The organism is uncultured Gimesia sp. (assembly GCF_937919775.1).
Lineage (GTDB): Bacteria > Planctomycetota > Planctomycetia > Planctomycetales > Planctomycetaceae > Gimesia.
This window is the reverse complement of record NZ_CALFPF010000556.1, coordinates 1-7,928: the sequence shown is the minus strand read 5'-3', so window position 1 is coordinate 7,928 and position 7,928 is coordinate 1. Positions and strand designations below refer to the sequence as shown.

The following is a 7,928-nucleotide window of genomic DNA, read 5'->3' as shown; positions in this document are numbered from 1 at the left end:
AATTACCACATGCTAAGATTAAGGTTGTCAAGCAGAGAAGGGTGATAACTGGTACGTACTTTGTGCTAACCATTGTAGAAAATATTTCTTACTGAGGGTGTATAATCGTGTTCCATGCCTGCGTAATCAAAACGAGTATAGAACTGCGGGTGTATGTAGAACTGGCTCTATCAGTGGATAAATCCAGTTCTATTTCAGAAATCAGAATGGATCAGGCGTTTAGAACTCTCCGACTGTTTCTCCGCTGGCCCTGCTGATTAACGCGACAAAAACGGCACCAGACAGGTTTTCGCTGAGGAATCTGACGGCACCATCGGCAAGTAAGACGTGTGCTCCTCCGACATGATAGGAGTACAAACCGGCGGCCCAACGTGAAACATCCCCGTGTCCTGCTTCTGCACGCTCGTTTGAGCAATTGATGGCACACGGACCCCGGTCTGATGTCCCGTCGTAGAGTCGGCCTGTTAATTGCCAGGTACCATTGGTGGGGTCAGCCCAGGCGCCGCCTCCGAATTTTGACTGGTAGATCGCCGAGGTGTTGGTACTTGCGACTGCAACACTATTTCGAATCAACTGGTTTCGACCTGCAAGCTCGCCGATCATAATTGTATTGGACGCACCATCCAGCATATCTCGAATGCGACCTCCCTGCCCCCCCTGTGTGGCTGATGGTACACCAGCTACTGCGATGATCCCTTCCGCCCACCCATCTCGGTCATTTCCAGTCAATCCAACGGCTGTGAGGAACTCATCCTGTACGATTGTGGTAGAGATATAGTCTATCGGGCCCGCATTGGTCAGGGTGAGAGGTGATGCGTTAAACCCGCCTTCACCGGGACCGGCGGTGTATGAAATACGAGTTCCGCCTCCGGGGGAAGAAGGACAGGCATAACCGGGAACATAAGTCTGAACTGACGCCGTATTGGCAGCGTTCCAGCAGTTAGTATTAAAGTTGTATGCATTGTAGGCGTTTGCCTAATCAACATATGGCAGGATGGAAAGTCCCCAGCTGTTTGAGGTCATAATGACCCCTGCGGGGGTTAATGACAGAACTGCCGGCAGCGGAAAGCGAGAGTGGGTATCATGGTAGTTGTGGAATGCCAGGCCGATCTGCTTCAGGTTATTCTTGCAGGTTGATCTTCGGGCTGCTTCCCGCGCCTGTTGCACGGCCGGCAATAAAAGGGCGATTAAAATGGCGATAATCGCAATCACAACCAGTAGCTCAATCAGGGTGAAACCTTTTTTAACGCGCGAGTAATGTTGCATGCCTCTCTCCTTGGGAATATCGAAATGATTTGTTGATAAGGGGAAAACTAGCGTAAGAAAACATTCTCCATACAGGATTTCAGATATCGAAACATGTACGTCATATCCCAACCTCGAATGAGATCGCGGTTTACTGTTAATAATCTGCTATTTATATAAAAGCTTGATTATTCGAAATGACTTGGTATCAGATGCTTTAGAGATAGGTTTTGAACCACCTGATAAGAATACAGCGTACCCTGACTCATGTTCTCTATCTATAGCATTCTACTCAAAAATAGGTGAAATTACTAATTTTAATTTTTGAACAAGAGGCAGTGAAAAAGGCGTTGCCTGAGACGGTTTTATTCCAGAAATCTCGCGGTTTTTGCAGTCAAAGGTCAGGGCTTCCCGGGTTGACCATGAGGGATTTTTGAATGGGGCGATCAATGCTTTCTGATAAAATAGGTTTCATCTAGCCTTGCCGGTAATCGTACCGAAGTCTTGAGTTCGGGGTTTTTCTGTAATAATTACAAGAGAAGCCTTGGGGATACACTTTTTTGAATTTCCTGGGTTGACGTTATTCCAGGAATTACGAGAATGCTGCTCCTTCGCAGTAAGTTGCTGTGAACTCAATTTTCATATTGTTCATTCCACTGCCGGTTCCGGCTGTTTTCGGTTTTTCGACCACTCCTGTTGTCAACGAAGTTTCCCCCGTCATCAAGACCTTTCACTTAACGGTTTTACTGGAATGCATGGTTCTTACCTCACATCCATGTCATCTTCAACACTCAGCTTTGCTCCCGGGACAGTGGCGATCAGTTTAAGGTCTCTGTTTCCTTCTGCGAGTTTTGTTGATTGTGCAGATATATGTGTGACATCAATTCAGGCTGACAGCCGTCGCTGTCATTCGGGTGACATTTTCGCAGTCACCTCCGGGACAAAGAAAAGTGCTGAAGAATTTATCCCTGAAGCGCTGAGAAATGGCGCCAAAGCAGTGTTGACCGGCCGGCCTCTAACGGGATTGGAAGTCCCGCAGTGTATCGTCGCCGATGTGCGGAAAGCCTATGCGATTCTCTGCTCTGAATTAGCTGGTCGTCCTTCACAGCATCTGCAGACTGTGGGAGTGACGGGGACAAATGGAAAAACGACCGTGAGCTGGCTGGTCAGAGCAATCCTGCAGAATGCGAAACGAAAAACCGGTTTACTGGGGACTGTCGAATATCATAACAGCGTTTTAACGCGAGCTGCTTCTTTGACGACTCCGGATGCGCGCGAGCTTTCGCAACTCCTCGCAGAAATGGTGAAACACAAGGCGACTCATGCTGTGATGGAAGTTTCCAGTCATGCACTGGATCAGAGCCGGTTAGCGGGCACAGAGCTTTCGGTGGGAGTCGTGACGAATGTCACACAGGATCATTTTGACTATCATCTCAATCTTGAAAATTACGCTGCCTGCAAATCAAAAATTATTCATCATGTGAAAGAAACCGGAACGATAGTCTTGAATTCAGATGACCCTATCTGCAGGTCATTTGCATCAGAAGTGAATCCTGCACAGACATTATTGACCTACGGGATTGAAAACGAAGCTGATGTTACTGTCGAGCAACTACGGGAAACGGCGGAGGGATCCGAGTTTGAACTTTTGTTTGAGGGATCGCGGGTTCCTGTCAAAACGTCGTTGATTGGAATTCACAATGTATCCAATTGTCTGGCGGCAGCGGCAGCCTGTCTGGCATCAGACTTGTCTCTGGCTGAAATTGCAGAGGGTATCAACTGCCTGGATTCCGTCCCCGGAAGGATGGAGCAAGTCAATTGCGGTCAAACTTTTACAGTGCTGATTGATTATGCACATACTGATGATGCATTAAGGCACGTGATCCGTTCTGCAAAAAGAGTCTGTTCCCAGCGGGTGTTGTGTGTGTTTGGCGCCGGTGGAGACCGCGATCAGTCGAAACGCCGTTTATTAGGACTGGCTGGAAGTGAAGCAGATCAGGTGATTATTACCAGTGACAATCCCCGTAGCGAAGATCCCCTGCTGATCATCCAGGCGATTGCTGCCGGGTGCGAAACGCAGGGAGTCACTCCTGAACTGATCGTAGATCGAAAAGAGGCGATCTACCGGGCGTTAGAAGCAGCTCACGCAGGCGATCTCGTGCTGATTGCCGGTAAGGGGCACGAGTGCGAACAAATCATCGGTGATTGCAGGATCCCATTCAGCGATCGTCTGGTCGTGGAAAATTATTTCACGAGTACTCATTCAGATAAGTCAAATAAAATACCCGCATAAAACCGCAGGTTGAACTGCAAACAAATCACTGTTTTCTATCATAAAGAATTTTCGACATGCATCGTGTTTCACTCAACAAGATTAGTCAGATCATTCAGGGAGAACCTGGAATTCCTGATCTGATCCTGTCTGACGTTGAGGGGATTTCGATCGACTCCCGCACCACCAGGCCGGGAGATCTGTTCTTTGCCGTTCAAGGTAAGCGTCTGGATGGCCATCAGTTTGTCGCAGACGCGTTGGCGCAGGGAGCACAGGCCTGCGTGGTCAACCGCAGGCCTGAAGCAGCCGGTCTGTCGCAACCGTTGATCTATGTTGATGATGTCAACCACGCGTTTCAGCAGTTTGCCCGCTGGTATCGCAGTCAGCAACAGGTCACAGTGATTGGTGTGACGGGAAGCGTTGGGAAAACAACAACGCGGACGATGATTCACACGGTCCTGGCTCCATTTTTGAAAGGGGTTCAGAGCCCTGCCAATTATAATAATGAATTTGGCGTGCCATTGAGTATTGCGCAGATTATATCTGAGCATCAGTATGCAGTTTTGGAATTGGGAGCTTCTTTACCGGGAGAAATTCGCGAACTGGCCCGATTATCACAGCCGGAAATCGGTGTGATTACCGGAATTGGACCATCGCACCTGGAGCATTTTGGAAGTCTGGAGCAAACGGCGGCTGCGAAAGGCGAGTTATTTGAAGCGTTACCCGAAAGCGGGTTAGCGATTTTGAATGGGGATGATCCCTTTGCCGCATCTCTCGCTTCAAAAACGTCTGCCCGGAAATTGAAGATTGGTTTGGGGACGCAGAATAATTTCCAGGCGGTTGCGATTCAACAGACGGACGAGGGGATTTCATTTCGCGTCGATGGGACAGAATTCCTGGTTCCCGTCCGGGGAAAACATTTTGTCTACCCTGCACTGTTTGCCATTGCTGTGGCGAAAGAATTCGGACTTTCCAATAGAGAACTGGTCGAGAGTCTGGGTCAGTTTGCGACTGTACCCGGACGCTGTCACATCGAACAGATTGGTTCCTGGACGATCATTGATGATTCTTATAACTCCAGCCCCGTATCAATGGCGGCGGCTTGCCGGTTACTTAATGACTGGACCGGCGGTGGTAAACGGATGGTTGTGATGGGAGACATGTTGGAACTGGGAGCCGAATCAAAACGCTATCATCAGGAAATCGGAGAGTTGATTGCCTCATTAAACATTGATTTTCTGTTCGTCTGTGGAAAACAGGCGGGAGCTGTTGTCGAGGGCGCTCTTTCGGGAAAGCTCACTCAGAAGAATGTGGTACAGGCGGCTGATGTAGAAGGAATACGAAGTGAAGTGATCTCTCGTTTAGAGCCGGGAGATGTTGTGTTAGTCAAAGGCTCTCGAAGTATGCAAATGGAGCGACTGATTTCCAGCCTGAAGCAACAGGCAGGTCAGCAGGATTCTCAGCAGGCTACTTCGGGGGGTAAATATAAATCATGTGTCTAAAGTGTGATTTCACCATGTGCTTCGGGTTTGCGGGAATCCTAGGCGCGTCCGTTTCGACGGACAAGTCAGCACCGGAATTTGTGATTCATTGGGTCGATCACTCCAATGCTGTTGCATGGTGAAATTATTTCCGGACGTCGGGATTGGGGTCTCGACGTCCGGTACCTCTATTTTCGAGTAAGAGTCAATCAGAATTGATGAGCCTGTCGAGCCTTCAACAGGCGCATCCGATTTTTTGTAAACTTCAGGTTGATTTGGATGAACCGGTAAGCGACGAGAAAATAACTTCATGGTAATCTGGTTGTTGAAGACATTTTCTCCGCTGTTGGAACAACTCGAAGTGCATTCGACGGGTGACTCACGTGTGTTCCTGACCGCACGGATTGCATTAGCCAGTCTCTCTTCATTTTTAATTGCCATCCTGTTGGGCCCCCTGGCTATTCGCTGGCTGGAAAAACGCTTCCGAGAGCGGGTAGACAGTGCTTCAGAAAAACTCAATGAAATCCATGCCTCGAAAAATGCGACTCCTACAATGGGGGGGATTTTCATTGTCGGTTCCATATTGATCTCCGCGTTTCTCTGGGCAGATCTCTCAAATCGCTATGTTCAACTGGGAATTCTGACGGCAGCAGGTTTTGCGTTGCTGGGCGCGTATGATGACTGGATCAAACTCAGCACGACCCGGAACGGATTAAAGCCGAAGCAGAAACTGGTTGTTCAAATTCTCTTTTCCTCCGTGGTGGGGGCAGCACTCTATTTCAGTCATTCCAGTTTGAATTCCGGTCTGGATTTGATGATGCCTGTCACGCGACTGACCTTTTACCTGGGGGTGCTCTTTATTCCCTGGGCAGTTCTGGTGATGGTGGGAAGTTCCAATGCGGTGAATTTAACGGATGGTCTCGACGGACTGGCCAGTGGCTGTATGGTTTTTGCCGGTTCCGCCTTCGCCGGATTGACGTATCTGGCGGGGCATAAAGTGATGGCCGAATACTTGCAGGTACCCTATATCCCGGGTGCCGGAGAACTGAGCATCATTTTGGGAGCAGCCGTCGGAGCGGTCCTTGGTTTCCTGTGGTTTAACTGTTATCCGGCCCAGGTCTTTATGGGTGATACCGGCTCTCTGCCCCTGGGAGCGCTGCTTGGTTTTGCTGCTCTTGTTATTCGACAGGAAGCATTGCTGGTGATTGCGGGGGGCGTGTTTGTGGTAGAGACACTGAGTGTCATCTTGCAGGTTTCCTGGTTTCGACGCACGGGAAACCGCATTTTTGCCTGCAGCCCTCTGCACAATCACTTTTTATTTAAAGGCCAGCATGAAATGAAAATCGTGGTCCGCTTCTGGATTTGCTCTGCCTTACTTGCCATTATCGCAATTGCCAGCCTGAAGATCGCGACCTGATTCTCCTCATCTCAAGCTGGATCAGGCAAGTCTGATTCCGTTTTCTGATAATCCGGCTTTTGCCGGTCAGGAAATTCGACGGAATTGGGGAAAGGCCTGTTATCACGGTTTTGTCAGCAAATTCGTGTGGTCGCCGAATGTTTCTAAATCGGTAATTAGCAAAGGGGTTGGAGCTGCGGATGTGTCGGATTTCAGGTCGATTTTATTGATATCCATTCTCATCGATTTATGAGAGATTCAAAATGAAGTCGGCCTCACTGTTATCGCAATCACAACCTGAACATGACCGAAGCCTCTTTATCTCAATGGCGTGTGCGCTATTGGGAATCGGCGTGCTGATGGTGCATAGTGCGAGCATTACGTCCTGGCCTACCGAATTTGAACAGGTTTATTTATCAAAACATTTAACGTTTCTGGCGTTTGCCGTCATTGTGGCGTCGATTGCTTCCTATCTGCCTGCCCGGTTTTGGTACGATCGGGCTCCCCTGCTCTTCTGGGGAACAGTGGCCTTACTCATTCTTGTACTCATACCGGGGATCGGCACGCGCGTGAATGGCGCGCAGCGGTGGCTGAGATTGGGGTCGGTATCACTGCAGCCTTCTGAATTAGCCAAAATTGCGCTGCCACTTTTGACAGTGCGCCTGATGGTTCAACGGCGACGCTCGCTGAGGCATTGGCTGAAAGGAACTGTTCCCCTATTAATTCCTCTGGCGATCATTATCCCTCTGGTGTTGAAACAACCCGATTTGGGAACCTCACTGTTCCTTGCGGGTGGTGTGATGATTGCATTATTTCTGGGCGGTTGGCCGCTACGGAACTTTATCGTGGGGCTACTCTGTGCCATTCCGGCTCTGGTGATGCTGGTGGCGCTGCGACCCTATCAGTTGAAACGGATCAGCGGCTTTCTCGATACGTGGACGAATTGGCAATCGGCTCCCTATCAGGTTAAACAGTCGCTGATGGCTTTGGGCACCGGTGGACTTTCCGGTTCCGGTCTGGGTAAAGGTGCCCAGAAACTGAGTTTTCTGCCAGAAGCCAATACCGATTTTGTGTTTTCGGTGGCTGGTGAAGAGCTGGGGCTGATTGGCACACTGGGTATTGTGGGGCTGTGGCTGGGGCTGTTTCTGGCGGGGTTCAATATTATCCGCTCGCAAAACCAGAAATCGTATGCCTATGTTGTGGGATTGACTCTGTTATTGCAATTAGTTCTGCAGGCAATTATCAATGTTGCCGTGGTGACAGCGATGGTGCCACCCAAAGGAATTTCACACCCTCTCATCAGTTATGGGGGTACGAATCTGATGGTGAGCCTGCTCTCTTTAGGCATCATTGTCAGTTTGACGCGATCCCCGGGAAACGAGAATTTTCTCATTGACTCCGAATCTGATGAAACGCAAGAAGAAGCCCTGCCAGGGGAATCAGCGATCTTAGAAGCAGATGCCTTAGCTCCGGAATCTGAAGCAGACGAAGAGAGCGAGGATGAAGAGTGCGAGGATGAAGAGTGCGAGGATGA

At 49.4% G+C, this 7,928-nt stretch carries 4 protein-coding genes and 1 pseudogene; 4 read left to right on the top strand and 1 reads right to left on the bottom strand.

Features of this window, described 5'->3' with window-relative positions:
- Window positions 1-219 precede the first annotated feature (219 nt).
- Window positions 220-1,266: pseudogene (locus tag Q0294_RS16010) on the bottom strand (DUF1559 domain-containing protein).
- Between the two features lie 853 nt (window positions 1,267-2,119).
- Here Q0294_RS16010 and Q0294_RS16005 point away from each other — a divergent pair.
- From Q0294_RS16005 to Q0294_RS15990, 4 genes are all read left to right on the top strand, one after another.
- On the top strand, window positions 2,120-3,538 hold the full coding sequence (locus tag Q0294_RS16005) for a UDP-N-acetylmuramoyl-L-alanyl-D-glutamate--2,6-diaminopimelate ligase (protein WP_299467456.1): 1,419 nt from the start codon (window positions 2,120-2,122) through the stop codon (window positions 3,536-3,538).
- 56 nt (window positions 3,539-3,594) lie between these two features.
- The gene (gene murF / locus Q0294_RS16000) at window positions 3,595-5,019 is read left to right on the top strand and encodes a UDP-N-acetylmuramoyl-tripeptide--D-alanyl-D-alanine ligase (protein ID WP_299467454.1); all 1,425 of its coding nucleotides are present in this window, start codon (window positions 3,595-3,597) and stop codon (window positions 5,017-5,019) included.
- Window positions 5,020-5,308: 289 nt separating this feature from the next.
- Window positions 5,309-6,415, top strand: coding sequence for a phospho-N-acetylmuramoyl-pentapeptide-transferase (gene mraY / locus Q0294_RS15995; RefSeq protein WP_299467452.1), 1,107 nt, complete (start codon window positions 5,309-5,311; stop codon window positions 6,413-6,415).
- 242 nt (window positions 6,416-6,657) lie between these two features.
- Window positions 6,658-7,928, top strand: a 1,271-nt coding sequence (locus tag Q0294_RS15990) for a putative peptidoglycan glycosyltransferase FtsW (protein WP_299467450.1), incomplete at its 3' end; no start/stop codon positions are given.